Annotated in this window: 20 protein-coding genes and 1 tRNA gene; 13 read left to right on the top strand and 8 right to left on the bottom strand. The window is 74.3% G+C overall.

Features of this window, described 5'->3' with window-relative positions:
• Nucleotides 1–31 precede the first annotated feature (31 nt).
• Complete coding sequence (locus ACI79E_RS02695) at nucleotides 32–472, top strand: YccF domain-containing protein (protein WP_456931005.1); 441 nt, start codon at nucleotides 32–34, stop codon at nucleotides 470–472.
• An 18-nt stretch (nucleotides 473–490) separates the two neighbouring features.
• Here ACI79E_RS02695 and ACI79E_RS02690 read toward each other — a convergent pair whose 3' ends face one another.
• The 3 genes from ACI79E_RS02690 to ACI79E_RS02680 all read right to left on the bottom strand — a co-directional run bounded on the left by ACI79E_RS02690 (nucleotide 491) and on the right by ACI79E_RS02680 (nucleotide 3,384).
• Nucleotides 491–907: an acyl-CoA thioesterase gene (locus ACI79E_RS02690; protein ID WP_456931004.1), complete on the bottom strand. Its 417-nt coding sequence runs from the start codon at nucleotides 905–907 to the stop codon at nucleotides 491–493.
• A 169-nt stretch (nucleotides 908–1,076) separates the two neighbouring features.
• Nucleotides 1,077–2,747 (bottom strand): energy-dependent translational throttle protein EttA, encoded by a 1,671-nt coding sequence (gene ettA / locus ACI79E_RS02685; protein WP_456931003.1) that lies wholly within the window; start codon nucleotides 2,745–2,747, stop codon nucleotides 1,077–1,079.
• A gap of 103 nt (nucleotides 2,748–2,850) precedes the next feature.
• Nucleotides 2,851–3,384, bottom strand: coding sequence for a single-stranded DNA-binding protein (locus tag ACI79E_RS02680; protein WP_456931002.1), 534 nt, complete (start codon nucleotides 3,382–3,384; stop codon nucleotides 2,851–2,853).
• A gap of 268 nt (nucleotides 3,385–3,652) precedes the next feature.
• Between ACI79E_RS02680 and ACI79E_RS02675 the strand changes: the two genes are divergently transcribed.
• A tRNA-Arg gene (locus tag ACI79E_RS02675) sits at nucleotides 3,653–3,725 on the top strand.
• Between the two features lie 151 nt (nucleotides 3,726–3,876).
• Nucleotides 3,877–5,454, top strand: coding sequence for a flagellin N-terminal helical domain-containing protein (locus ACI79E_RS02670; RefSeq protein WP_456931001.1), 1,578 nt, complete (start codon nucleotides 3,877–3,879; stop codon nucleotides 5,452–5,454).
• Nucleotides 5,455–5,508: 54 nt separating this feature from the next.
• Here ACI79E_RS02670 and ACI79E_RS02665 read toward each other — a convergent pair whose 3' ends face one another.
• Nucleotides 5,509–6,549 (bottom strand): LLM class flavin-dependent oxidoreductase, encoded by a 1,041-nt coding sequence (locus tag ACI79E_RS02665; protein WP_456931000.1) that lies wholly within the window; start codon nucleotides 6,547–6,549, stop codon nucleotides 5,509–5,511.
• 212 nt (nucleotides 6,550–6,761) lie between these two features.
• Here ACI79E_RS02665 and ACI79E_RS02660 point away from each other — a divergent pair, with 212 nt between their 5' ends.
• A complete protein-coding gene (locus ACI79E_RS02660; protein ID WP_456930999.1) occupies nucleotides 6,762–8,708 on the top strand; it encodes a putative bifunctional diguanylate cyclase/phosphodiesterase in 1,947 nt (648 codons plus the stop codon).
• Between the two features lie 2 nt (nucleotides 8,709–8,710).
• Here the strand turns inward: ACI79E_RS02660 and ACI79E_RS02655 are convergent, their stop codons facing one another.
• Complete coding sequence (locus ACI79E_RS02655) at nucleotides 8,711–9,505, bottom strand: SGNH/GDSL hydrolase family protein (protein ID WP_456930998.1); 795 nt, start codon at nucleotides 9,503–9,505, stop codon at nucleotides 8,711–8,713.
• A gap of 98 nt (nucleotides 9,506–9,603) precedes the next feature.
• Here ACI79E_RS02655 and ACI79E_RS02650 point away from each other — a divergent pair, with 98 nt between their 5' ends.
• Nucleotides 9,604–10,389, top strand: a complete 786-nt coding sequence (locus ACI79E_RS02650) for a transglutaminase-like domain-containing protein (protein WP_456930997.1) — start codon at nucleotides 9,604–9,606, stop codon at nucleotides 10,387–10,389.
• Nucleotides 10,390–10,417: 28 nt separating this feature from the next.
• Here the strand turns inward: ACI79E_RS02650 and ACI79E_RS02645 are convergent, their stop codons facing one another.
• Nucleotides 10,418–11,662, bottom strand: a complete 1,245-nt coding sequence (locus tag ACI79E_RS02645) for an FAD-dependent monooxygenase (RefSeq protein WP_456930996.1) — start codon at nucleotides 11,660–11,662, stop codon at nucleotides 10,418–10,420.
• 51 nt (nucleotides 11,663–11,713) lie between these two features.
• Nucleotides 11,714–13,132: a dihydrolipoyl dehydrogenase family protein gene (locus tag ACI79E_RS02640; RefSeq protein ID WP_456930995.1), complete on the bottom strand. Its 1,419-nt coding sequence runs from the start codon at nucleotides 13,130–13,132 to the stop codon at nucleotides 11,714–11,716.
• A gap of 37 nt (nucleotides 13,133–13,169) precedes the next feature.
• On the opposite strand from ACI79E_RS02640, the gene ACI79E_RS02635 reads away from it, so the two are divergent.
• The 8 genes from ACI79E_RS02635 (at nucleotide 13,170) to ACI79E_RS02600 (ending at nucleotide 23,580) form a co-directional block, all read left to right on the top strand.
• Complete coding sequence (locus ACI79E_RS02635; protein WP_456930994.1) at nucleotides 13,170–13,682, top strand: flavin reductase family protein; 513 nt, start codon at nucleotides 13,170–13,172, stop codon at nucleotides 13,680–13,682.
• Nucleotides 13,683–13,833: 151 nt separating this feature from the next.
• Nucleotides 13,834–14,355, top strand: a complete 522-nt coding sequence (locus tag ACI79E_RS02630; protein WP_456930993.1) for an RNA polymerase sigma factor — start codon at nucleotides 13,834–13,836, stop codon at nucleotides 14,353–14,355.
• Nucleotides 14,339–15,418, top strand: a complete 1,080-nt coding sequence (locus ACI79E_RS02625; RefSeq protein ID WP_456930992.1) for a hypothetical protein — start codon at nucleotides 14,339–14,341, stop codon at nucleotides 15,416–15,418. Before ACI79E_RS02630 ends, ACI79E_RS02625 begins: the two co-directional genes overlap by 17 nt.
• 2 nt (nucleotides 15,419–15,420) lie before the next feature.
• Nucleotides 15,421–16,434, top strand: coding sequence for an ABC transporter ATP-binding protein (locus ACI79E_RS02620; protein WP_456930991.1), 1,014 nt, complete (start codon nucleotides 15,421–15,423; stop codon nucleotides 16,432–16,434).
• Complete coding sequence (locus ACI79E_RS02615) at nucleotides 16,431–17,288, top strand: ABC transporter permease (RefSeq protein WP_456930990.1); 858 nt, start codon at nucleotides 16,431–16,433, stop codon at nucleotides 17,286–17,288. Before ACI79E_RS02620 ends, ACI79E_RS02615 begins: the two co-directional genes overlap by 4 nt.
• A 28-nt stretch (nucleotides 17,289–17,316) precedes the next feature.
• Nucleotides 17,317–19,920 (top strand): bifunctional FO biosynthesis protein CofGH, encoded by a 2,604-nt coding sequence (locus ACI79E_RS02610; RefSeq protein ID WP_456930989.1) that lies wholly within the window; start codon nucleotides 17,317–17,319, stop codon nucleotides 19,918–19,920.
• A 145-nt stretch (nucleotides 19,921–20,065) separates the two neighbouring features.
• Nucleotides 20,066–22,102 (top strand): primary-amine oxidase, encoded by a 2,037-nt coding sequence (locus ACI79E_RS02605; RefSeq protein WP_456930988.1) that lies wholly within the window; start codon nucleotides 20,066–20,068, stop codon nucleotides 22,100–22,102.
• Nucleotides 22,103–22,161: 59 nt separating this feature from the next.
• Entirely contained in the window at nucleotides 22,162–23,580 is a 1,419-nt protein-coding gene (locus ACI79E_RS02600; RefSeq protein ID WP_456930987.1) for an APC family permease, read from the top strand.
• A 23-nt stretch (nucleotides 23,581–23,603) separates the two neighbouring features.
• On the opposite strand, the gene ACI79E_RS02595 is transcribed toward ACI79E_RS02600, so the two are convergent.
• Complete coding sequence (locus ACI79E_RS02595) at nucleotides 23,604–25,469, bottom strand: putative bifunctional diguanylate cyclase/phosphodiesterase (protein ID WP_456930986.1); 1,866 nt, start codon at nucleotides 25,467–25,469, stop codon at nucleotides 23,604–23,606.
• Nucleotides 25,470–25,522: the final 53 nt, after the last annotated feature.

Raw genomic sequence — 25,522 nt, 5'->3', positions numbered from 1 at the left:
ACCCTGCGGTCACCCGGTCCGTGGAAGGGACGTGGACACGTTGCGGACCCTGCTCAACATCGTCTGGCTGGTGTTCCAGGGCTGGGTGCTCGCCCTGGCCTATGCGCTGGCCGGGCTCATCGCGTGCCTGCTGGTCGTCACCATCCCCTTCGGCATCGCCGCGTTCCGGCTGGCGGGCTTCGTGGTCTGGCCGTTCGGGCGGACGACGGTGCCGGCGCCGGGAGCCGGGGCGCCGTCGGCACTGGGCAACCTGGTGTGGTTCCTCGTGGCCGGGTGGTGGCTGGCGCTGGTGCACGTCGTCAGCGGGATCGGGTTCTGCCTGACCGTCGTCGGCATCCCGTTCGGGATCGCGTCCTTCAAGCTCGCCGCGGTCGGGCTCTTCCCGCTCGGTAAGCGGGTGGTGCCGAGCGTCCCCCCGCGCGACTGGCGGCACGCCGGCGCCGGACTGGTGCAGGCGGCACCCGCGCGCTGAGCCGGGGACCCGAGGTGGTCAGGCCGCGGTGGGCTCGTCGGTCCAGCGGGCGAGGAACTCCTTCTCCCCCGGCGTGAGGCGGCGCGGCCGGTTGAGGGCGAAGTCGAACGGGACCAGCAGGGTGCTGCCGGTGGCGGCGAGCTGCCCGTGGTCGAAGAGCTCGTAGTGGCAGGTGAACGCCGCCGCCCGGATCCCGGAGACCCAGACCTGCACCTCCAGCGGGTCGGCGTCGTAGACCACCGAGCGCTTGTACTGGATGTCGTGCCCGGCGACGACCAGCCCACGCCGCATCCCGGTCTCCGAGTCGTGGGTCGGGTGCTCGAAGAACAGGTTCACCCGGGCCATCTCGAAGTAGCCGAGGAAGGCGACGTTGTTGATGTGCTGGTAGGCGTCCATGTCCGACCAGCGCATCGGGACGCGCACGGTGTGCCTCACGCGCTCCACCCTGCCGTACCGGCCCCGCCGCCCCGCACGCCGGTCGCCCCTCGGACGCCGACGGCCGGCCGGAGCGGGTGCTCCGACCGGCCGTCGGTGAGGTGCTGGAGCGGCCCCGCTGCAGCGCCCGCACCGCGCGTGCGAGGCGGGGGCAGCGGGATCCCCTCACTCAGTCCCGGGTCAGCTTCCGGTAGGTGGCGCGGTGCGGGCGGGCCGCCTCGGGACCGAGCCGCTCCACCTTGTTCTTCTCGTAGTCGGCGAAGTTGCCCTCGAACCAGAACCACTTGGACTCGCCCTCGTAGGCGAGGATGTGGGTGGCCACCCGGTCGAGGAACCAGCGGTCGTGGCTGACCACGACGGCGCAGCCGGGGAACTCCAGCAGCGCGCTCTCCAGGCTGGTCAGCGTCTCGGTGTCGAGGTCGTTGGTCGGCTCGTCGAGCAGCAGCAGGTTGCCGCCCTGCTTGAGGGTCAGGGCGAGGTTGAGCCGGTTGCGCTCACCGCCCGACAGCACGCCCGCGGGCTTCTGCTGGTCCGGGCCCTTGAACCCGAAGGCGGCGACGTAGGCGCGCGACGGCATCTCCACGTTGCCCACCTGGATGTGGTCCAGACCGTCGGAGACGACCTCCCACAGCGTCTTCTTCGGGTCGATGCCGGCCCGGCTCTGCTCGACGTAGGAGAGCTTGACCGTCTCGCCGACCTTGATCTCGCCGTCGTCGGGCTTCTCCTCGCCGACCAGCATCTTGAACAGCGTGGTCTTGCCGACGCCGTTGGGGCCGACGACGCCGACGATGCCGTTGCGCGGGAGGGTGAACGACAGGTCGTCGATCAGGACCCGGTCGCCGAAGCCCTTGGTGAGGTCGCGGGTCTCGACGACGACGTTGCCCAGCCGCGGGCCCGGTGGGATCTGGATCTCCTCGAAGTCGAGCTTGCGGTACTTGTCCGCCTCGGCCGCCATCTCCTCGTAACGCTGGAGACGGGCCTTGCTCTTGGCCTGGCGGGCCTTGGCGCCCGACCGGACCCACTCCAGCTCCTCGGCCAGCCGCTTCTGCCGCTTGGCGTCCTTGGCGCCCTCGACCTTGAGGCGGGCCGCCTTGGTCTCCAGGTAGGTGGAGTAGTTGCCCTCGTAGGGATAGGCGCGGCCGCGGTCGAGCTCGAGGATCCACTGCGCCACGTTGTCGAGGAAGTACCGGTCGTGGGTGACCGCGACGACGGTGCCGGCGTACTTCTCCAGGTGCTGCTCCAGCCACGCGACGCTCTCGGCGTCGAGGTGGTTGGTGGGCTCGTCGAGCAGCAGCAGGTCGGGCGCCTCCAGCAGCAGCTTGCACAGCGCCACGCGGCGGCGCTCACCACCGGAGAGCACGGTCACGTCGGCGTCCCCGGGCGGGCAGCGCAGCGCGTCCATGGCCTGCTCGATGCGGGCGTCGAGCTCCCACCCGTCGTGGTTCTCGATGAACTCCATGAGCTCGCCCTGCTCGCCCAGGAGCGCGTCGAAGTCGGCGTCGGGCTCCCCCATCGCCGCGCTGACCTCCTCGAAGCGGGTCAGCGCGTCGCGGAGGGGCTTGACCGCCTCCTCGACGTTGCCGCGCACGTCGAGCTCCTCGTTGAGCGGCGGCTCCTGCAGCAGGATGCCGACCGTGGCCTCCGGCGCCAGCATCACGTCGCCGTTGGACGGCTGCTCGAGGCCGGCCATGATCTTGAGGACCGTCGACTTGCCGGCACCGTTCGGCCCGAGCACGCCGATCTTGGCGCCGGGCAGGAACGACAGGGTGACGTCGTCCAGGATCACCTTGTCGCCGTGCGCCTTGCGCGCACGCACCATGGTGTAGATGTACTGAGCCACTGGGCTTCGCAGGCCTTCCGTCGATTCGCGAGTGGGGGGCGGGCCGGCCGTCTGCCGGCCCACCCCCGTGCGTTCTCGCCTCCGATCCTCCCAGCCCGGGCAACTAGGCGTGCGCGGGCACCGCGGCGAGGTCGGTGGCGTCCACCCCGTGCAACGTCTCGGTGGCGTCCACGTAGTCCCGGCCGGCCACCGGGTCGTCGACCTCCGCCGGGAAACCGTCGTCGGCCGGGCGCAATGGGGCCGGCAGCACGGGCTCCGCGGCCTCGGCGGGGCGGGCCGCCCGGGCACGGGTGAACGCGGTCGTACCTCGCGCGAGGTTCGGGCCGACGGCCGAGGCGCGGATCCGCGGTGTGCTGCGGCGACCGTTCTCCGACTCCCAGCTGTGCGTGGTGAGCGTGCCGTGGACGATCACCGGATCGCCCTTGCTCACGCTGCCGGAGACGTTGCCCGACAGGTCGTTCCAGCACTCGACGTCGACCCAGAAGGTGCCGGAGTCGACGAACTCCTGACTGCGGCTGTCGAAGCGGCGGGCGGTGGAGGCCAGGCGGAAGTTGGTCACCGGGGTGCCGCCCTCCGGGCGGTAGCGGCGGGGGGTGTCGACGACGTTGCCGACGACGGTGACGATCGTGTCGTTCACGGTGCTCCTCGAGGGTGCTGCGCCGGGACGGCGCGACCGGCGCGGTGCCGGTGTGCGACCGACCCTGGGTGCCGCAGCACCTGTGCGAGGGCGGGTGCCGGCATCTGTGGACGGCGCCACCGCCTGTGGACGACCGGAGCGGTGCGAGCGGCGGGACCTGGTGCACTGCCGGGGTGACCGCCTCACCCGCACCGCCCACAGCGGTGCCGCTGCGACCGGCCCGGCACCCCGCGGGCCGGCGCGGTCCAGTGCGATGATCGGCACCCGAGCGCCCGTAGCTCAGCGGATAGAGCAGGTGCCTTCTAAGCACTTGGTCGCAGGTTCGATCCCTGCCGGGCGCGCTCGTGCCGGCTGCGTCTGCACCCGGGCCTCGGTACGTCGATCCCCGGGCTGTGCAGGGCGTTCGGCTCAACTGTCACCACCACCGGCCGTTACTGGTGGTGCGCCACCCTCAGCGCTGAGCGCCCGTCCACCGAGCCACGAGGAGGGTCCGTGGTTCTGCGGGTTCTCTCCGACATCGCGGCGATGAGCGCCCACCGCAGTCTGGCGGTGACCAGCAACCAGATGAGCCGGTCGCTCGAGCGGCTGTCCTCCGGGTACCGGGTCAACCGGGCGGCCGACGACGCGGCGGGTCTGGCCATCTCCGTGGGGCTGCGCTCGCAGCTCGGTGGCCTCACCCAGGCCGTCCGCAACACCCGGGACGGGGTCAGCGTCGTGCAGATCGCCGAGGGTGCGCTGACGGAGACCACCGCGATCCTGCAACGCATGCGCGACCTCGCCGTCCAGGGCGCCAACGCCGGTGCCCTGGCCGGCGACGCGAGGGCCGGCATCCAGGCGGAGCTGGACCAGCTCAAGAGCGAGCTGACCCGCATCACCGAGACGACCACGTTCAACGGCAGCCGGCTGCTGGACGGCACCTACGACGGCACCTTCCAGGTGGGGGCCGACGCCGGCGAGACCATCTCCGTGACCATCAGGGCCGCCCTCGACGCCAAGGGCCTCCGGGTGGACGGCGTGAACCTCGCTGCGAACAGCGACCCCGCATCGGTGGGCGCGTTCCCGGCACGGGGTCGTGTCGACGGCCTGCAGACCGGGAAGGTCGTCTTCATGGGGGCCACCACCGAGCCCGGTGGCATCGCCGCCTTGCGGGGCACGATCAGCTACGACGGTCGCACCCTCGACCTGAGCACGGTGACCTACACCGACAGCAACGGCGACGGTGCCGTCGACAACTGCGAACGGGTGGCCCAGCTGAACGCCGCGGCCGCCGCAAGCGGCGTCACCCACCGGGTCGACCCGTTCGTGGACGACGGCGACGACCTGATCTTCCGGGGTGAGGACCCCGCGCCGAACGCGACGGACGCGGAACTGGTCGCGCTCACCCCGCGCTACAGCGATGGATCTCCCCAGGTCCTGGAGGTCGCGGCCCGCACGTCCATCCCCCCGCAGGGCGGGGTCCTCGTGTTCCCCGGTACGGGCGCAGCCGCCCTCCCGACCCTCCGGGGAGGCATCTCCGCCAACGGCAGGACCCTCGAGCTCGGCTCCGTCGCCTACACCGACACCGATGGGGACGGCGCCGTCGACGGGGACGAGGCGCTGGCCCAGCTGAACGCGGCGGCCAAGGCCGCGGGCATCACCGACGACGACCACGCCTTCGTGGAGAGCCGCCTCACCACCCTCAGCGACGACGAGTTCGTGGACCGCGGCACGAGCCTGCAGTTCCGCGGCCCCGTCCCCGCCGACGACGCCACAGCCGAGGACCTGGTGGAGGCCAGCCCGGTCTTCACCCCGGGCCTGGACGCGCTCACGATGATCGACGCGGCCATCCGGACCGTGTCGACCCAGCGGGCGGACCTGGGTGCGCTCCAGAACCGGTTCGAGCACACGATCGCGAACCTGGGCGTCGCGCGCGAGAACACCCTTGCCGCCCTGTCCCGGATCGTGGATGCCGACATGGCGCAGGAGATGACGGTCTTCAGCAGGAACCAGATCCTCGTCCAGGCCGGCACCGCGATGCTGTCGCAGGCGAACCAGGGCGCCTCGACCGTCCTCAGGCTCCTGCAGAGCTGAGCGACGAGAGCTCGGCGCCGGCGTCCCGCGGCGACCGCGAGGAGCCGCCCGGCCTCAGCGCTCGGCCGGGGGCACCCAGCCGATCGCGGGGGCCACGTGCCGCACGATGGTCTCCAGCAGGCGGGCGTTGTAGTCCACGCCCAGCATGTTGGGCACCGTGAGCAGCAGGGTGTCGGCCTCCCGGACGGCGGCGTCCTTCGCCAGCTCCTCGGCCAGCTGGTCGGGCTCGCCGACGTAGCTCTTGCCGAACCGGGCCCGCACGCCCTCGAGCAGGCCGACCTGGTCGTCGCCGGACCGCTCGCCGAAGTACTGCCGGTCGAGGTCGGTGACGATCGGCATCACGCTGCGGCTCACCGACACCCGCGGCGTCCGCTCCCAGCCGGCGTCGGCCCAGGCGGCCCGGTAGCGGGCGATCTGCTCGGCCTGCAGCTCGTCGAAGGGCACGCCGGTGTCCTCGACGAGCAGGGTGGAGCTCATGAGGTTCAGGCCCTGGCGCGCCGTCCACTCGGCGGTCGCGCGGGTGCCCGACCCCCACCAGATGCGCTCGGCCAGGCCCGGCGACTGCGGCTGGACCGCCAGCCGGCCGGTCATCCCGCCGGTCATCTGCGGATCGGCGTCCACGACCGGCTGACCGGAGATCGCCGCGAGGAACAGCGCGGTCTTCTGCCGGGCGAGGTCGGCGTCCGTCGCCCCCTCGGGCGGCACGTACCCGAACGCCTCCGAACCGCGCAGCGCCGTCTCGGGTGACCCCCGGCTGATGCCGAGCTGCAGCCGGCCGTCGGCGAGCAGGTCGGTCGCCGCCGCCTCCTCGGCCATGTACAGCGGGTTCTCGTAGCGCATGTCGGTCACGCCGGTGCCGACCTCGATCCGGCTGGTCCGCGCGGCCATGGCGGCCAGCAGGGGGAACGGGGAGGCCAGCTGCCGCGCGAAGTGGTGCACGCGCACGTAGGCGCCGTCCACGCCGAGCTCCTCGGCGGCGACCGCCAGTTCCACGCTCTGCACCAGGGCGTCACGCCCGGTGCGCACCTGCGATCCGGGAACCGGCTGCCAGTGCCCGAAGGACAGGAAACCGATCCGCTTCGGGAAGCCGTCCATCGCTCCACCTCTCTCGTCGTCCGGGGAGGCAAGCGCGGCGGCGGCGCCGCCTGTTCCCGCCCGACACCGGAGGAGGACGACGGCCACAGCGGCGTCCCACCCGTCACCCCCGTCGCCGCCGTACCGCGTCATCACTGAGTGTGCTCGATTGACCACGACTCTCCGACGAGAGGTTCCGTCACTTGACGGCATCGGTCCCTCACCCTGGACCGGTGAACCTGAGCGCCCCCGACGTACCGCGGCCCCGGGGTGGGAACCCCGGCGCCGCCGCCGGCTCGCGGCTCCGCGCCATCGACACCCTGCTGGCCGACCGCGGCCAGCTCTTCCGCGCACTGTTCCTCGCCGCCCCGATCCCCAAGGCCCTGGTCGACCTCGACGGTCACCTCCTCGTGGTCAACGAGGCGCTGTGCTCCATGACCGGCCGCACCGCCGAGGACCTCGTCGGCCGGCACGTCGACCTGCTGGCCCACCCCGACGAGGCGCCGGTCCCCGACCTGCCCCCGGCCCCGGAGGGCCCGCTGGACCCGTGGCTGCGCCTGGACGGCGAGCGGCGGCTGCGCCGGGCCGACAACAGCGAGCTGTGGGCGATGCAGTCCCACGAGGTCATCCACACCAGCACCGGCGCGCCGCAGTTCGTCGTCCTGTCGCTGGTCGACGTCACCGACCGGCGCCGCGCGGAGGAGGACCTCGTCCGCCGGGCCTACACCGACCCGCTCACCGGCCTGCCCAACCGCCGGGCGCTGGGCGAGCGCCTCAACCACGCGCTGGCCCTCTCCCGCCGCCGCGGGCTGCAGGTGGGGCTGGTGCACCTGGACCTGGACCGGTTCCAGGCGGTCAACGACGTCCTCGGGCACGAGGCCGGCGACCAGCTGCTCATCCAGGTCGCCGACCGGCTGCGCTGGAGCACCCGGGTGGAGGACACCGCGGTGCGGCTGGGCTCGGACGAGTTCCTCATCCTCGCCGAGGACGTCGAGGACCTCGAGGGCCTGCGCGCGCTGGCCGACCGGCTGCTGTCGGTGCTCGACGACCCGTTCCTCATCGGCGAGCGCGAGATCGTGCTGTCGGCCAGTGTCGGGCTCACCCTCGGCTCCGACGTCGCCCCCGACGACCTGCTGCGCCAGGCCCACAACGCGCTCACCCGCGCCCAGGCCGACGGCAGCCGGGCCCGCATCGAGGTGCACGACGGGGTGCTCAGCGACAGCGAGATCGACCAGCTGCAGCTGGAGGCCGACCTGCGGCACGCGCTGGACTCCGACGAGCTGCGGCTGTTCTACCAGCCGATCGTGGCCCTGGCCGACGAGACGCTGCTCGGCTACGAGGCGCTCATCCGCTGGCAGCACCCCACCCGCGGGCTGCTGCCCCCGGGCGCGTTCATGGCCGCGGCCGAGGACAACCGGCTGACCTCCAAGCTCGGCGCGTGGGTGCTGCGCCGGGCCTGCGTGGACGCCGCGACCTGGCCGGCCGGGCTGCGCGTGCACGTCAACATCTCCGCCCGGCACCTGGCCGAGCCCGGCTTCGCCGAGCTGGTGACCGACGCCCTCGCCGAGTCCGGCCTGCCGCCGGAGCGGCTGGAGCTGGAGATCACCGAGTCGACCGCGCTCTTCGCCGCCGAGGCCACGCTGCAGGCGGTGTCCGAGGTGACCGACGCCGGCGTCACCCTGGCGCTGGACGACTTCGGCACCGGCTACTCGGCGATCACCGCCCTGCACCGGCTGCCCATCCACACGGTCAAGATCGACCGCTCGTTCGTCGCCGACGTGGTGACCGAGCCCTCCACCGCCGCGCTGGTGCAGGGGCTGGTGCAGCTCGGTCTCGGCATGGGCCTGCAGGTCATCGCCGAGGGCATCGAGGACCTCGACCAGGCCGAGTGGCTGCGCGAGCACGGCTGCGTGATGGCCCAGGGGTACGCGTTCGGCCGACCCGCCCCGCTGCCCGGCCCCGCCCCCACGACCGAGGACGTCGAGCTGGCCGGGACCATGCCGCCCGGCACGGTCACCGTCGAGGACGTCCTGGCCGCCGAGCACGCGCTGGTGGTGGAGGAGCTCGAGTACACCGACCCGGCCGTGGACGTCGGCCCGCCGTCCGGACCGGCGCTGCGGCTGGTCCGCGACCCGGAGGCCGACGCCGGCCCGGCCGCGGAGGACGACGACCGGGACTGAGGTCAGGCGCGCGGCTGCGCCAGCGGGACCGGCCGCTTGGCCGCGCGGCCGTCCCCCGAGGAGCGGCCGCGCAGGCGGCGGGCGATCCACGGGGCGACGAAGCCGCGCACCCAGGCCGCCTCCTCGGCCAGCGCCGCGCGCAGCGCCCGCGGCGGCTGCGGGGCCAGCGGCTGCCGCCAGTCGTCGCCGACGGGCAGGCCGAGGGCGGTCGCGGCGGCCAGCGCGGTGCGGCGGTGCCCCTCGTCGGTGAGGTGGATGCGGTCGCTGTCCCACATCCGCCAGTCCTGCACCCACTCCGCGCCCCACTGGTCGAGGACGACGGCGCCGTGCCGGGCCGCGATCGACCACAGCGAGGCGTTGAACACCGCGACCCGGCCCCGGGTGCGGCGGATGATCGGCGTCTGGCGCGGGTCGACCCCCGTGGCCAGCAGCACGTCGGCACCCGCGGCCCGGAACCGGGCGACGGCGTCCTCCAGGACGGCGGCCAGCGCGTCGGGGTCGGCACCGGGGCGCAGCAGGTCGTTGCCGCCGGCGACCAGGCTCACCAGGTCCGGCCGGGCGGCCAGCGCCACCGGCACCTGCTCCTCGACCACCTGCGTCAGCAGCCGCCCCCGCACGGCGAGGTTGGCGTACTCGACCTCGCCCTCGGCCGCGGCCGCCAGGTGCTCGGCCAACCGGTCGGCCCAGCCGCGGTACTCCCCCGGTCGCTGCGGGTCGGGGTCGCTGAGGCCCTCGGTGAAGGAGTCGCCGAGGGCGACGTAGCGGCGCCAGGTGGTCCGGGAGGGCTCGAGCTGCACGGCGTCCACTCCAGCACGGGCCCGGAGGCACCCGCGACCACGGGTGTGGTGAGGCACCACACAGGGCGCGCGACCTGCGGCGACGCCACCATGGGTCCGTGCGAACCGACGTCGCGGCGACCCTGACGATCTCCTCCCCCGCCCCGGCGACGGCGCTGCTGCAGGTGGCCGCCGCCGCCCCGCTGGAGGAGCAGCTGACCGTGCTGTGCGACGGGCGGCCGCTGGCGGTCGAGGAGTTCGCGGTCGGCGAGGCCCGGGTGCACCGGGTCGAGCTGGGCGCGGGGACGACGACGGTCGCCTACACCGCCGCGGTCGAGGGCGACGGACCGCCGCGACCGGTCACGCCGGCCGCCTGGGCCGAGGCGCTGCGGCCGAGCCGCTACTGCCCGAGCGACGAGCTGGAGGGCTTCGCCGCCACCGAGTTCGACCGCACCCTCCCGCGCGCCGAGCTGGTCGGCAGCGTCGCGCAGTGGGTGCACGACCGGCTGGTCTACACCGCGGGCGCGAGCCGGCCGGTCGACACCGCCGTCGACACCCTGCTGGCCGGCCGGGGCGTGTGCCGGGACTACGCGCACCTGACGGTGACGCTGCTGCGCGCGCTCGAGGTGCCCGCTCGGCTGGTCGCCGTCTACGCCCCTGGGCTGGACCCCATGGACTTCCACGCCGTCGTCGAGGCCGACGTCGACGGCACCTGGCACGTGGTGGACGCCACCCGGCTGGCGCCGCTGCGGTCGCTGGTGCGGATCTGCTCCGGCCGCGACGCCGCCGACACCGCGTTCCTGACCACGCTGGGCGGGGTGGCCCGGTTCGAGTCCATGACGGTCACCGCGACCGTCGCGGGTGGACTGCCGCAGACGACCACGGCCCCGCACCCGCTGCCCTGACGCGGGCCGGCGGGCCGAGCCTGGCCGCCTACACCCTGCTGCTGCTCGACCGGGGCTGAGCCGATGCGGGCTCGGCGGCGGCGCCGTCGCCGTCGGGCCAGTGGCTGCGGGCGTGGTACCAGCGCCGCAGGACCAGGGCCTGACGCCGCGCGGCACGGACCGGGGGCAGCTGGCGGACCAGCGTCCGCGGGCGGTAGCGCCACAGGTCCTCGGGCGGACAGCCCTTCTTGGCGGTGATGTAGTCGATGACGTCGTACTCGAGGAGCCGGTCCACGTTCTCCGACCGCTCCGCCCGGTGCTGCCCGCTCTTGACCGCGCGGTCCATGAGTGGCCGGCGCTCCTGCTCGTAGGCCTCCAGCGCGCGCGGGAGGTCGCCGTGGGCGGCGAGGCAGTCGGCCAGGGTCGCGGCGTCCGTGATCGCGTACCGGGTGCCCGAGCCGCGGGTGTAGTGCACGGCGTGGGCCGCGTCGCCCATGAGGACGACGTTGCCGTGCCGCCAGGTCTCGTTGGTCAGGTGCTTGAAGCGCAGCCACCGCGCCGGCTCGCCCCGGGGGCTCGCGTACAGCCGGCCGCCGGCCAGGGACTCCCGGAACACGTCCTCGAGGAGGCGCAGTCCCTCGTCGGAGGACATCCGGTCCAGTCCCAGGCCCGTCCAGGTCTCCGGCTTGCACTCCACGACGCACGTGCTGATCGGCCCCTGGGCCGGGTAGGAGTGGATCCAGAGCCACCCGGCCGGCGTCTTCTCCCACACGAACGTGATGAACGGGAACCGGTGGTCGGTGCCCAGCCAGGCGTAGCGGTTGCGGCCGACCGTCACCTGCGTGCCGAAGGCGTCCCCGAACTGCTGCCGCACCCTGCTGTTCACCCCGTCCGCGGCCACGACCAGGTCGGCGTCCGCGTAGGGCGTGACGTCGGTGACCTCCTTCCCGTACTCGAACTCCACCCCCAGCTCCACCGCGCGCCGGGCCAGGACGTCGAGGAGGGTCGCCCGCTCGATGCCGGAGATGGTGTGCGGCAGGAAGACCGACCGGCCGTGGAGGCGGAACTCCTGCTCGTGCCAGGTGACCGACCGGGCGCGGATCTCCCGCGCGCTCTCCGGATCGTGCTCGTACAGCAGGTCCAGCAGCTCGTCGGGGTAGGTGACACCCCAGCCGAACGTGTCACCGGGCGGGTTGCGTTCGACGACCCTGACCCGGCTGCCCGAGTCCTGCCGCTTCGTGCAGATCGCGAAGTAGAGCCCGGAGGGTCCGCCGCCGACGCACACCACGTCCATGCGTCCCGAGGATGACCGGACGGCCCCGGCGGGACAAGGCATCGGGGCGCGTCAGCCGCGGTCGGTCTCCAGCAACCGGAGCCAGATCTCGCTCATCGTGGGGAAGGCCGGGACGGCGTGCCACAGCCGCGCGAGGGGCACCTCGCCGACCACCGCGACCGTCGCCGCGTGCAGCAGCTCGGCCACGCCCGGCCCGACGAAGGTGACCCCGAGCAGCACCTCCCGGTCGGCGTCCACGACCGCCACCGCCGTCCCGGTGTAGCCGTCGGCGTGCAGCGCCGCCCCGGCGACGTCCCCGAGCGGGTACTGCACGACGCGGTGGGCCACCCCGGCCGCTGCGGCCGCCTCCCGGGTCAGGCCGACGCTGGCCACCTGCGGCTCGGTGAAGACCACCGACGGGGTCGCCCGCCGGTCGGCGGTGGCCGCGGTCGGGGACCAGTCGGCGGTCGACACCTCGCCGCCGCGGGCGCGGGCCACGATCGCCGCGCCGGCCTGCCGCGCCTGGTACTTGCCCATGTGCGTGAGCTGCCGGCGGCCGTTGACGTCGCCGACGCCGTAGAGCCACGGCAGGCCCCGCACCTGCAGCGAGTCGTCGACGTCGAGGTACTCCCCCGGCGTCAGGCCGACGGTGTCCAGCCCGGCGTCGGCGGTGCGGGCCCGGCGGCCGACGGCGACCAGCACCTCGTCGCCGCGCACCTCCCCGTCGGTGCACCGCAGCACCACCTCGTCCCCCTCCCGGGAGGCGGCCACCACGTCGGTGCCCAGCCGGACGTCGACGCCGCGGCCACGCAGCGCGGCGGCCACCGCCTCGCCGGCCTCGGGCTCCATGTCGTCGAGCAGCCGATCCCCGCGCTGCAGCAGGGTGACCCGGGCGCCGAGCGCCTGCCAGGCCGTGGCCATCTCGCAGCCGACGTACCCGCCGCCGACCACGAGCAGCCGGCCGGGCGCCTCCTTGGCGCTGGTCGCCTCCCGCGGCGTCCAGGGCCCGACGCCGGCCAGCCCGTCCACCGGTGGGACGGCCGCCTCCGAGCCGGTGCAGACCGCGACCGCGTGCCGCGCCGTGAGCCGGGTGGTCGTCCCGTCCGGGCCGGTCACGACCACCGTGCGCTCGCCGTCGAGCCGGCCGGTGCCGCGGACCAGGGTGATGCCGGCGCCGTCGACCCACTGCACCTGTGAGGTGTCGTCCCAGGAGTGGGTGAACCCGTCGCGGCGGGCGAGGGTCGCGGCGACGTCCTGGTCCCCGGTGACCGCCTGCCGCGCGCCGTCCACCGCCCGGGCCGCGGCCAGCACCTCGGTGCCCCGCAGCAGCGCCTTGCTGGGCATGCACGCCCAGTACGAGCAGTCGCCGCCAACCAGCTCGGCCTCCACCAGCGCCGCGGTCAGGCCCCCGCGCACGACGGTGTCGGCCACGTTCTCCCCCGTCGACCCGGCCCCGAGGACGACGACGTCGACCACCTGCTCCTCAGCCATCACCGCTGCATCCTGGCCGTGTGGTCGACTGGCCGCCATGCCGGTCGACCCCGCCACGTTCGCCGAGGCCCTCCGCCAGTACGCCGCCGGTGTGTGCCTGATGACCGTGCAGGACGACATCGACGACGTCGGGACCACGGTCACCTCGGTGATGAGCGTGTCGGCCCGGCCGCCGCTGGTCGCCGTCGGGCTGACCGCGGGCGGCTACCCGGCGGAGGTGCTCGAGGCGGTCGGCACCTGCGCGCTGACCGTGCTCGCCGCGGAGCACGCGATCGTGGCGTCGCGGTTCTCCTCCGCCGGCCGGCCCAGCGCCCGGCACCTGCTGGAGTCGCTGCCGTGGACCCGGGCACCGGGCAGTGGCGGCATCGTGCCGACCGGGGGACTGGTCGCGCTGGACTGCCGGCTGGAGCGGCTGGTCGAGGCCGGTGACCACGTGCTGGCGCTGCTCGGGGTCGAGGAGGTGCTGCCGGGGGACGGCTCGGCTCCGCCGCTGCTCCGGCACCGGGGCCGCTACGTCGACGACACCGGCGCCGCGGCAGGCCGGGCCTGACCGCCGTCGGGGAGCACGCCACCGGTTGTCACATCCGCGGCTCCGGCGGTGCTGTAGGGGCATGGAGCTCATCCGGACCGGAGGACCGGCCGCCGCCCTCCCCGTCCCGGGCCGGGTGCGCGGCGGCGCCCGAGGGAGGGGCGGCGCAGCGGTGACCGGTTCCGCCGCGCGCGGTGCCGTGCGCGCCGACCTGGCCGAGGTCTTCCGCCTGCACTACCAGCGCGTGGTGGGGGTGGCCGCCCGGGTGCTGGGGTCCCGCGACTCCGCCGAGGACGTCGCGCAGGAGGTGTTCCTGGCCTTCGGGCGCTCCACGGTGCCCGCCGGCGAGGCCGGGGGCTGGCTGTCGGTCGCGGCGGCCCACACCTCGCTGAACCTGCTCCGGTCCGGCCGGCGCCGCACGGCCCGCGAGGAGGTCGCCGCGGCGGCCGCCGACACCGCCGTCCCCGACGTGGCCGAGGCGGTGCTGACCCTCGAGGACCGCAGCCGCGTGCGGGCCGCGCTGGCCCGGTTGCCCCGCAAGCAGGCCGTGGCGCTGGTGCTGCGGCACAGCGGCCTGAGCTACGCCGACGTCGCGTCGGCACTCGACATGTCCCCCGGCAGCGTCGGCACGACCGTGCGGCGCGCCGAGTCCGCCCTGCGCAAGGAGTTGAACCGTCATGCGTCATCCGAGTGAGGGAGTGCTGCGCCGCCTCGTCGACGAGCCGGCCGGGGTCCCCGACGCCGACCGCCGGCACGTGGCCGACTGCCCGGCGTGCCTCGCCGGCCTCGCCGCCGCGCGCGAGGACGCCACGCTGGTCGGGGCCGCACTGCACGCCGACGGCACCCCGGACGCCGACCCCGTGGCCGGGTGGCAGCGGCTGTCCACGGCGCTGCCGGCCCGGGCCGCGACGCCGGCGCCCGCGGCCTCCCGGCGGTGGGGCGGGTGGCTGCACCGCCCCGCCGCCGCGGCGTTGGCCTTCGTCGTCGTCCTCACCGGCGCCGGTGTCGCCGCCGCGAACGACTGGCTGCCGATCTTCCGCACCGAGCAGGTGGCCGCGCTCGAGGTGGACCCCGCGGACCTGGTGGCGCTGCCCGACCTGACCGCCTACGGCGACGTCGAGGTGACCGGCGACGGCGAGCCGCACGCGGTGCCCGACGCCGCGGCCGCCCGCGCCGAGAGCGGCCTGGACGTCCCCGAGGTCGGCGACCTCCCGCGGGGCGTGGAGGGCCAGCCGGAGTACCAGGTGGTCGGCGAGCTGAGCGGCGTCTTCACCTTCTCGGCCGAGCGCGCGGCGCAGGCCGCGGCGGCGTCCGGCGATCCCCTCCCGCCGGTGCCGGCGGGCCTGGACGGCACCCAGGTGCGGCTCACCGCCGGCCCCGGGGTGGCAGCGGTCTGGTCGCAATCCTCGGGCCTGCCCACGCTGGTGGTGGGGCGGGCCGTGGCCCCCGCGGCGTTCACCTCCGGTGCGCCGTTCGAGACGGTCCGGGACTACCTGCTCTCGCTGCCCGGCCTGCCCGACGACGTGGCCGCCCAGCTGCGCACGTTCACGGCCGACGGCTCGACCCTGCCCCTCCCGGTGCCGGCCGACCTGGTGGAGACCTCCTCCGCGGAGGTCGACGGCGTGCCCGCCACCGTGCTCACCTCGCGTGACCAGGGCATGGCCGGTGTGGTCTGGGTCGACGACGGTGTCGTGACCCTCGTCGGTGGCGCCCTCGGTGCCGACGAGGTGCTGGCCGTCGCCCGCGACCTGGGCTGACCATGGCCGACGCAGCCGGGGCCGACGCCCCTCCGGTCGCCGGTCCCGGCGCCGCCGCGGTCCGCGCCGCGGCGGAGCTGGTCCGCGACCTGCCACCGGCCCCGGCCCTGTGGTGCGACGGCCTGCGCAAGCGGTACGGACGGCGGACGGCGGTCGACGGCGTCTCCCTGTCGGTGGGGCGCGGTGAGGTCGTGGGCCTGCTCGGACCCAACGGGGCCGGCAAGACCACGGTGATCAAGATGCTGCTGGGGCTGGTCCGCCCCGACGCCGGCGAGGTGCTGGTGCTCGGGCGGCCGGGCGGCGACCCGGCCGCCCGGGCCCGGGTCGGCTACCTGCCCGAGCTGTTCCGCTACCAGCCATGGCTGACCGCCGCCGAGGTGCTGCGGCTGCACGTCCGGCTGGCCGGCCTGGACGTCCCGCGGGAGGAGCAGCTCGGCTGCCTGGAGCTCGTGGGGCTGGCCGCGCGCAGCGGGGACCGCGTCGGCGGGTTCTCCAAGGGCATGCAGCAGCGGCTCGGGCTGGCCGTGGCGCTCGTGGCCCGGCCCGAGCTCGTGGTGCTCGACGAGCCGACCAGCGCCCTGGACCCCCTCGGCCGGGCCGACGTGCGCGACGTGGTGCTGTCGCTGCGGGACCGGGGCGTCGCGGTGCTGCTGAACTCGCACCTGATCGGCGAGGTGGAGCGCGTGTGCGACCGGGTCGTCGTCCTCGACCGCGGCCGGGTCGCCGCGGCCGGCACCCTGCTGGAGCTGCTGGGCCAGCACGAGGTCCGGCTGCACCTGACCGGCGTGGTGGCGGGCGCGGAGGCCAGGCTGGCCACGGCCGGGCCGGTGGTGCGCGAGGGCGAGTGGTTCACCGTGGGCCTGCCGGCCGACGACGACGGGGCCGCGGTGCCCGACCTGGTGCGCGACCTGGTGGCGCTGGGCGTGCGGGTGCACGCGGTGGAGCCGGCGCGGATCAGCCTGGAGGAGCGCCTGCTCGGCATCCTGCGGGCCGGCTCGGCGGAGGACCGGCCGTGACCGCCCGCGTGGTGCTCACCGTCGCCGGGCTCACCCTGCGCGAGGCCTCGCGGCGCCGGGTCGTGTGGGCGCTGGCCGCCCTGACCGTCGCCCTGCTGGGGCTCAGCGCCTGGGGGTTCGCGAAGCTGGCGAGCACCGACACCGAGTTCGGCACGCTGACCAGCGGCCAGGCCCGGCTGGTCGCCTCGCAGCTGCTCAACCTGGTCATGTTCGGCATGAGCCTCATCGCGGCGCTGGGCACCGCGTTCCTCGCGGGGCCCACCCTGGCCGGCGAGGTGGAGAGCGGCATCTCCCTCACCATGCTCGCCCGCCCGGTGCGCCGCTCCACGGTGCTGCTCGGCAAGTGGCTGGGCCTGGTGGCCTTCGGCAGCGGCTTCGTCGTCCTCGCGGGCCTGGCGCAGTGCCTCGTCGTCCAGCTGACCGTCGGCTACTGGCCGCCGGACATCGTCGGCGCGCTGCTGCTGCTGGCCGGGCAGACCACGGTGCTGCTGACGCTGGGCCTGCTGCTGTCGACCGTCGTCTCGCCCATGGCCTCCGGCGTGGTGGCCGTGGGGCTGTTCGGGGCGACCTGGATCGCCGGCGTGGTGGGCGGCATCGGGCAGGCGCTCGGCAACGACGGCGTGGCCCGGGTCGGCACGGTGTCGCGGGTGCTGCTGCCCACCGACGGGCTCTGGCGCGGCGCCATGCACGCGCTGCAGGACCCCTCCGCGCTGGCCCAGTTCGGCGTCGAGATGGAGGGCTTCCCCTTCCTCAGCGAGGCCCCGCTCACCGTGGCCTACCTGGCGTGGGCCGTGGTCTGGGTGGCGATGGTGTGGGCGCTGGCGGCGCTGGCGTTCTCCCGCAAGGACCTCTAGCCGGGGGCTCCGACTAGCGTCGGGCGCGATGACCGAGCCGCTGATCCCCACCGAGTCCGCCGTGCGCCGTGCCGTCGTCCGCGCCGAGCGCGGCGTCGCGCTGGACGCGACCGAGGCCGAGACCCTGCTGTCCGCCCGCGGGCTGGGCGACGGCGAGCCGCTGGACCGGCTGCTGGCCGCCGCGGGGCGGGTGCGCGACGCCGGCCTGGCCTCGGCCGGCCGGCCCGGCGTGGTCACCTACAGCCGCAAGGTGTTCATCCCGCTGACCCACCTGTGCCGCGACCGCTGCCACTACTGCACGTTCGTCACCACCCCCGGGCAGCTGCGCCGGGACGGGAAGGCGCCGTTCCTGTCGCCGGACGAGGTGCTCGACGTCGCCCGCGCCGGGGCCGCGCTGGGCTGCAAGGAGGCGCTGTTCACCCTCGGCGACCGGCCCGAGCAGCGGTGGCCGGTGGCGCGCGAGTGGCTGGAGGCGCACGGCTTCGACTCCACCCTGGCCTACCTGCGGGCGATGGCGATCCGGGTGCTGGAGGAGACCGGGCTGCTGCCGCACCTCAACCCCGGCGTCCTGTCGTGGGAGGAGGTCCAGCGGCTCAAGCCGGTGTCGGCGTCGATGGGGATGATGCTGGAGACGACGGCCACGCGGCTGTGGGCCGAGCCGGGCGGCCCGCACTTCGGCTCCCCGGACAAGGAGCCGGCGGTGCGGCTGCGGGTGCTGGAGGACGCCGGCCGCTCGGCGGTGCCGTTCACCACCGGCGTGCTGCTGGGCATCGGCGAGAGCGCGGCCGAGCGGGTGGACGCCGTCCTGCAGATCCGCGGCGCCCACCAGCGGCACGGGCACGTGCAGGAGGTCATCGTCCAGAACTTCCGGGCCAAGCCGCGCACCGCGATGGCCGCCGCCGACGACCTGGAGCTGCAGGAGTACGTCGCCGCGGTCGCCGTCACCCGGCTGCTGCTCGGCCCGAAGGCCCGCGTGCAGGCACCGCCGAACCTGTCGGACTCCACCGAGCTGGAGCTGCTGCTGCGCGCCGGCGTCGACGACTGGGGCGGGGTGTCTCCGCTGACCCCGGACCACGTCAACCCCGAGCGGCCCTGGCCCAACATCGACAAACTGGCCGCGCTGACCGCCGAGGCGGGGTTCACCCTCCGCGAGCGGCTGGCCGCCCAGCCGCCCTACGTGCAGGCCCCCGAGCCGTGGATCGACCCGCGGGTGCGCCCGCACGTCGCCGCGCTGGCCGGCGCCGACGGGCTCGCGGTGGAGGGCCGGGTGCCGGTCGGGCGGCCGTGGCAGGAGCCGGACGAGGCGTGGGTGTCGACCGGACGCACCGACCTACACGTGGAGGTCGACACCGTCGGGCGCACCGGCGACCGGCGCAGCGACTTCGACGCCGTCTACGGCGACTGGGCCGAGCTGCGCTCCCGCACCGAGAGCGCCCGCGACGGCTCCTCCACCGCGCGGGCGGTCGGTGACCGCGCGGTCCTCGCCGCGCTGCTGCACGCCGAGCAGGACCCGGCCGGGCTCTCCGACGCCGAGTACCTGACCCTGCTCGGCGCGGACGGCACCGACCTGGAGCACCTGTGCGCGCTGGCCGACGCCGTCCGCCGCGACACCGTGGGCGACGACGTCACCTACGTGGTGAACCGGAACATCAACTTCACCAACGTCTGCTACACCGGCTGCCGGTTCTGCGCGTTCGCCCAGCGGCGCACCGACGCCGACGCCTACACCCTGTCGATGGCCCAGGTCGGCGACCGCGTCGACGAGGCGTGGGCCGCCGGGGCGACCGAGATCTGCATGCAGGGCGGCATCCACCCCGACCTGCCCGGCAGCGCCTACCTCGACCTGGCCCGCGAGGTGAAGCGCCGCCGGCCCGGCATCCACCTGCACGCCTTCTCCCCCATGGAGATCGTCAACGGCGCGGCGCGCACCGGGCTGTCGTTCGAGGAGTTCCTCCTCGCGGCCAAGGAGGCCGGCCTGGACAGCGTGCCGGGCACGGCGGCGGAGATCCTCGACGACGACGTCCGCTGGGTGCTCACCAAGGGCAAGCTGCCCACCGCCACGTGGATCGAGATCATCACCACCGCGCACCGGGTGGGCATCCCCACGACCTCGACGATGATGTACGGCCACGTCGACACCCCCGCGCACTGGGTCGCCCACCTGCGCACCCTCGCCGCGATCCAGGACCGGACGGGTGGGTTCACCGAGTTCGTGCTGCTGCCCTTCGTGCACCACAGCTCACCGATCTACCTGGCCGGCGTCGCCCGCCCCGGGCCCACCGTGCGGGAGAACCGCGCCGTGCACGCCGTGGCCCGGCTGCTGCTGCACGGGCGGATCGCCAACGTGCAGACCTCCTGGGTCAAGCTCGGCGACGTCGGCACCCAGGCGGTGCTGCAGGGTGGGGCCAACGACCTCGGCGGCACGCTGATGGAGGAGACGATCAGCCGGATGGCCGGCAGCGAGAACGGCTCGCTGAAGACCATCGCCCAGCTCGAGGCGATGGCCGCCGCCATCGGCCGCCCCGCGCGCCAGCGGACCACCGAGTACGGCACGCCGTCGGCCGAGCGGATGGCCACCGCGCGGTCGGAGGAGGGCCGCCGCGCGCTGACCCTCTCCATCACTCCGCGTTGACGGCGGGTCACGGCCCCGACCAGCACTTGTGACCTAGGTCACTGCACCTCCTTGTCGACCGCAACCGTCCTCGGTACGGTCCCGCGCACCTGGCCGCGCGCCCCCGCGCCCCCAGACCCGGTCGACGCTCCTCGAGGAGAATGCCGTGGCCATCCACGCTCCCGACGTACGCACCACCACCAGCAACCCGCTCGAGCCCCTGAGCCCGGACGAGATCCGGCGGACGTCGCAGGTCCTCCGCGAGCAGCGGGACCTCGGCGAGCAGGTCCGGTTCGTGATGATCCGCCTGCACGAGCCCTCCAAGCAGGAGGTCCTCGCGTACGACCGCGCGGGCGGACCCGAACCGGAACGGGCGGCCTCCGTCGTCCTCTACGACCGCGGCCACCAGCAGACGGTCGAGGCGGTGGTCTCCCTCTCCAGCGGCCTGGTCACCTCCTGGGAGGTCGTGGAGGGCGTCCAGCCCAGCGTGATGCTGGAGGAGTTCTTCCAGACCGAGGAGATCACCCGCGCCGACCCCCGCTGGCAGGAGGCGATGCGCAAGCGCGGGGTCACCGACTTCTCGCTGACGATGATCGACCCCTGGGCCGCCGGCTACGACCTGGAGGACCCCACGGGCCGTCGGCTCATCCGACCGCTGACCTTCGTCCGCTCCCGCGAGGACGACAACGGCTACGCCCGCCCGGTCGAGGGCCTCATCGTGCTGGTCGACCTCGACCGGATGGAGGTCATCGACGTCCGCGACCACGGCGTCGTGCCGCTGCCCGAGAAGGCCGGCAACTACGTGCCCGAGCTGGCGTTCGACGAGGACAACCGCCCGGCGTTCCCCGGGCTGCGCGACGACGTCCGGCCGATCGAGATCACCCAGCCGCAGGGGCCGAGCTTCACCGTCGACGGCCACGCGGTCAGCTGGCAGAAGTGGCGGTTGCGGGTGGGCTACAGCCCCCGCGAGGGCCTCGTGCTGCACCAGGTCGGCTACGAGGACAAGGGCCGGCTGCGCCCGGTGGTCTACCGCGCGTCGCTGTCGGAGATGTACATCCCCTACGCCGACCCGGCTCCCACGCACCGGATCAAGAACGTCTTCGACGAGGGCGAGTACGGCGTGGGGCTGCTGCTGAACCCGCTGCAGCTCGGCTGCGACTGCCTGGGCGAGATCCACTACTTCGACGCCGTCGCCAACGACCAGGACGGCGAGCCGCTCACCATCCCCAACGCCATCTGCATGCACGAGGAGGACTACGGGGTCGGCTGGAAGCACACCGACTTCCGCACGGAGAAGATGGAGGTCCGGCGCTCCCGCCGGCTGGTCATCTCCTGCTTCGCCACCGTCGGCAACTACGAGTACGGGTTCTTCTGGTACCTCTACACCGACGGCAGCATCCAGTTCGAGGTCAAGCTCACCGGCGTCATCTCCACCGGCGCGGTCCCACCCGGTGAGCAGCCGCGGTTCGGCACCCTCGTCGCCCCCGGCCTCTACGGCCCGCACCACCAGCACTTCTTCAACGTCCGCCTGGACATGCAGGTCGACGGCGAGCGCAACTCCGTCTACGAGGTCGACTCCGTCCCGCTGCCCCCGGGTGCGGACAACCCCTACGGCAACGCCTGGGTCACCCAGAAGACGCTGCTGGGCCGGGAGAGCGAGGCCCAGCGGCTGATCGACCCGTTCGCCGCCCGGGTCTGGTACATCGTCAACCCCTCCTCGGTGAACGAGCTCGGCCAGCCGGCCGGGTACAAGCTCATGCCCGGGGACAACGTGCTCCCGCTGCAGCAGGAGGGCTCGCAGGCCTTCTCGCGCGCCCAGTTCGCCTACAAGCACCTGTGGGTGACCCAGTACGACGGGCGCGAGATGTTCGCCGCCGGGGACTACCCCAACCAGTGCGAGAACGCCGGCGGGCTGCCCGAGTTCGTCAAGGCCGACCGGCCCCTCGAGGACCAGGACGTCGTGGTCTGGTACTCGTTCGGCGCCCACCACGTCGTCCGCCCCGAGGACTGGCCGGTCATGCCGGTCAGCTACATCGGGTTCCACCTCAAGCCCGTGGGGTTCTTCGACGGCAACCCGGCCCTCGACCTGCCGCCCTCGACGCCTGCGTGCCACACCGGCAACGGGCACGGGAACGGCCACGCACCCGACGGCCACGCACCCGACGGCCACGCTCCCGACGGCCACGGACACGTGGCCCGGTGACGGCCAGGGAGGCACAACCCCGGCCGGTCCAGTCCGACCAGGGCCTGGCCCATGCGTCGATGAGCCAGGTGGAGGTGCTGTCCCAGTCGGTGGCCGGCATCGCCCCCAGCGCCGTCATGGCCACCGGCCCCGCGCTGATCGTGCTGTTCGCCGGCCAGGGGGCGTGGCTGTCCTACGTGGCGGCCACGGTCATCGTGGTCCTCGTCGGGCTGGTCGTGGCGCAGTTCGGACGGCGGTTCGCGTCCTCGGGCTCGCTGTACAGCTACGTCGCCCGCGGGTTGGGCCCCACCGGGGCGTTCGCGGCCGGCTGGGGCCTGGTCATCGGGTACACCTGCATCGCGATGCTCGGCGTGACGCTGATCGGCCCCTATGCCGCCAGCTTCCTCGAGACGCTCGGGCTGCCCACGGCCGGGCAGACCGGGTTCATCGTGATCACCGCGATCACGACGGTCGCCGCGGCCGCCTTCGCGATCGCCGGCATCAAGATCTCCACGCGCATCGGGCTGGTGCTCGAGGTCGTCTCGGTGGCCGCCGTCCTGCTCGTCCTGGTCGTCGTCGTCGCCCGCGGCGGCGACAGCTCGGCCCCGTCGCAGTTCGACCTGTCCGGCCTCACCTCGGACGGCGTCACGTTCGGGATCGTCCTCGCCGTCCTGGGGTTCGTCGGGTTCGAGAGCTCGGCCAGCCTGGGCGCGGAGGCGCGCGACCCGCACCGCACCATCCCCCGCGCGGTGATCGGCAGCGCGGTGCTCGTCGGCGTCCTCTACGTGTTCGCGACCTACGCCTCCGTGCTGGGGTTCGGCGGCACCGAGGCCCTGAGCGCCAGCTCGGCCCCGATCAGCGACCTGGCCGGCCGCAACGGGCTGGGCGGGGTGACCTGGCTGGTCGACCTCGGGGTGACGGCGTCGTTCTTCGCCGTCGCCATCGCCAGCATCAACGCCGCCTCCCGCGTGATCTACACCATGGGCGAGGAGGAGGTGCTGCCCGCGGCGCTGGGCCGGGCCCACGCCAGGCACAAGACGCCGCACGTCGCCATCGGCGTCATCGCGCCCGTCGTCGGCCTGGTGCCGATCCTGCTGATGGTCGCCGGGCGGGCGCCGCTGGAGGTCTACGCCTACGTCGGCACGATCGGCACGTTCGGCTACATGCTCGGCTACCTGCTGATGGCGCTGGCGCTGCCGTTCTTCCTCCGCCGGCGGGGCGAGGGCAACCCGCTGTCGACGCTCCTCGCGGTCGTCGTCGTGGCGGCGCTGCTCTACGTGTTCTACAAGAACGTCGTCCCGGTCCCCGACTGGCCGATGAACCTCATGCCGTGGATCTTCCTGGGGGCGCTCGTCCTCGGTCTGGCCTGGTACGCCGCCGTCCGGATCCGGAACCCGCAGGTGCTCGCGGAGGTCGGGACGGTGGAGGAGGAGCCGGTCCCGCCGGGCACGGCGCCGGTCCACCTCGGCGGGCACGACGAGCCCGAGCGCCGGCCGTGAGCGGCTGACCGACGCGGGGCGGGTCAGGAGCGCGTGCTGACCTGCCCCCGCGGGGCGGGGACGACGGGGGCGTCCACGGCCGCCGGTGCCTGCGCATCGGCGGGCGCGGGCCGCCCGAACAGGTAGCCCTGGGCGTGCGAGCAGGCCAGCCGGCCGAGCACGGCCTGCTGCTCCGGCGTCTCCACCCCCTCGGCGACGACGTCGAGGTGCAGGCTGCGGGCCAGCTCGATGATCGAGGCGACCAGCGTGGTGGACCGGTTCCCCGTGCCGAGCTCCTGCACGAAGCTGCGGTCGATCTTCACGATGTCGGCGGGCAGCCGGCGCAGGTAGGACAGGCTCGAGTAGCCGGTGCCGAAGTCGTCGATGGCGATGCGCACGCCGAGGGTCCGCAGCGCCAGCAGCTGCCCGACGACCTCGTCGACGTCCCGGACCAGCACGCCCTCGGTGACCTCGAGGGTCAGCTGACGGGCCGGCAGTCCGCTGGCGGCGAGCGCGGCGCGCACGGTGGCGACCACGTCGTCGTCGGCCAGCTGCCGGGGCGAGAGGTTGACGGCGATGCCGATCGGCCGGCCGGCCTGGACCGACCACGCGGCGGCCTGCCGGGTCGCCTCGCCCAGCACCCAGCGGCCGATCTCGACGATGTGGCCGCCCTCCTCGGCCAGCGGGACGAACTCGACCGGGGGGACCAGCCCGCGGGTGGGGTGGTGCCAGCGCAGCAGCGCCTCGTAGCCGGTGGTGACGCCGGCGGCCAGGTCGATGGTCGGCTGGTAGTGGACCTCGAACTGGCCGGCCGCGGTGGCGACGGCGAGGTCCTCGAGCAGCTCGGCCTTGTCCTGCGCGTCCTCGGCCATGCCGTCGGCGTACTGGACCAGCCGGTTCTTGCCCCGGGCCTTGGCCATGTACATCGCCAGGTCGGCGTTGCGCAGCAGGGTGACCGCGTCGCGCTGGGCGGCGGTGCCGGTGTCGGCGGCGCCGATGCTGACGTGCACGGCCAGTGGCCGGCCGTCGACGGTGACCGGGTCGACCAGCGCACGCAGGACCCGCTCGCCGACGGCAGCGGCGACCTCGGGGCCGCCGTCCACCACGATGGCGAACTCGTCGCCGCCGAGGCGGGCGACCTCGTCCCCGGGGCGGACGCACCCGGCCAGCCGCTGCGCGACGGCGACCAGCAGCCGGTCGCCGGCGGCGTGGCCGCGGGCGTCGTTGACGTCCCGGAAGTCGTCGACGTCGAGCATCAGCGCGCTCACCGGTGCGGGGTCCCGCGCCAGCAGACGGTCGGCGTTCTCCACCAGCTGGGTGCGGTTGGCCAGGCCGGTGAGGGGGTCGCGCAGCCCCTGCTGCTCGTTGAGGCGCCAGGAGGCGAGGTGGGCGAGGCTGGCGGCGAGGACGAACGCGCCGTGCACCGCCGCCCACGCCCACGGGGAGCGGTAGGCGCCGTCGTGCCCGAAGACCTCGTGGGGGAAGACGGTGCCCACGACACCGTGGTGGAGCAGGACCACCACCAGCGCCATCCCGAAGGGCAGCCAGCTCTGGTAGAGGGCGACCAGGCCGATGACGACGAAGAAGTGGAAGTGCGACTCGGTCAGCCCGCCGAGGACGTGCACCAGTGCCACGGAGGCCCAGAGCAGGCTGAGCGACGTCGCGGCACCCTGGAGCCCGCGACCCGCCCCGGGCAGCAGCAGGAAGGCCAGCGGGTAGGCCACACCGCAGGTCACGAACAGCGCGGTCAGCGGCGCGTGGCCGACCGCTCCGGTCAGCAGGCCCAGGGCCAGGGCCTGGACGGCGGCGATCCAGACGATGGCGCGGTGCCGCCGCAGCCACACCTGGTCGGGCAGGCTCCGCCCCTCGGGGAGGAGGGCCGCGAGGCGGCCGGGGAGTCTGAGCTGCACCTCCCTGTGATCGGCACGGCGGCCGCGAGGTGGAGGGACCAGCGGCACCCGTC

Source organism: Geodermatophilus sp. SYSU D00079 (genome assembly GCF_054050635.1).
The sequence above is the reverse complement of the archived record's forward strand: the minus strand, read 5'-3'. Positions and strand labels throughout refer to the sequence as shown.

What these genes read in the sequence shown, in the direction of transcription:
- ACI79E_RS02665 (WP_456931000.1), bottom strand. Translation starts at nt 6,549, where the DNA reads ATGGACGGCTTCCCGAAGCGGATCGGTTTCCTGTCCTTCGGGCACTGG.
- ACI79E_RS02645 (WP_456930996.1), bottom strand. Translation starts at nt 11,662, where the DNA reads ATGGACGTGGTGTGCGTCGGCGGCGGACCCTCCGGGCTCTACTTCGCG.
- ACI79E_RS02640 (WP_456930995.1), bottom strand. Translation starts at nt 13,132, where the DNA reads ATGGCTGAGGAGCAGGTGGTCGACGTCGTCGTCCTCGGGGCCGGGTCG.
- ACI79E_RS02635 (WP_456930994.1), top strand. Translation starts at nt 13,170, where the DNA reads ATGCCGGTCGACCCCGCCACGTTCGCCGAGGCCCTCCGCCAGTACGCC.
- ACI79E_RS02625 (WP_456930992.1), top strand. Translation starts at nt 14,339, where the DNA reads ATGCGTCATCCGAGTGAGGGAGTGCTGCGCCGCCTCGTCGACGAGCCG.
- ACI79E_RS02620 (WP_456930991.1), top strand. Translation starts at nt 15,421, where the DNA reads ATGGCCGACGCAGCCGGGGCCGACGCCCCTCCGGTCGCCGGTCCCGGC.
- ACI79E_RS02610 (WP_456930989.1), top strand. Translation starts at nt 17,317, where the DNA reads ATGACCGAGCCGCTGATCCCCACCGAGTCCGCCGTGCGCCGTGCCGTC.
- ACI79E_RS02600 (WP_456930987.1), top strand. Translation starts at nt 22,162, where the DNA reads ATGAGCCAGGTGGAGGTGCTGTCCCAGTCGGTGGCCGGCATCGCCCCC.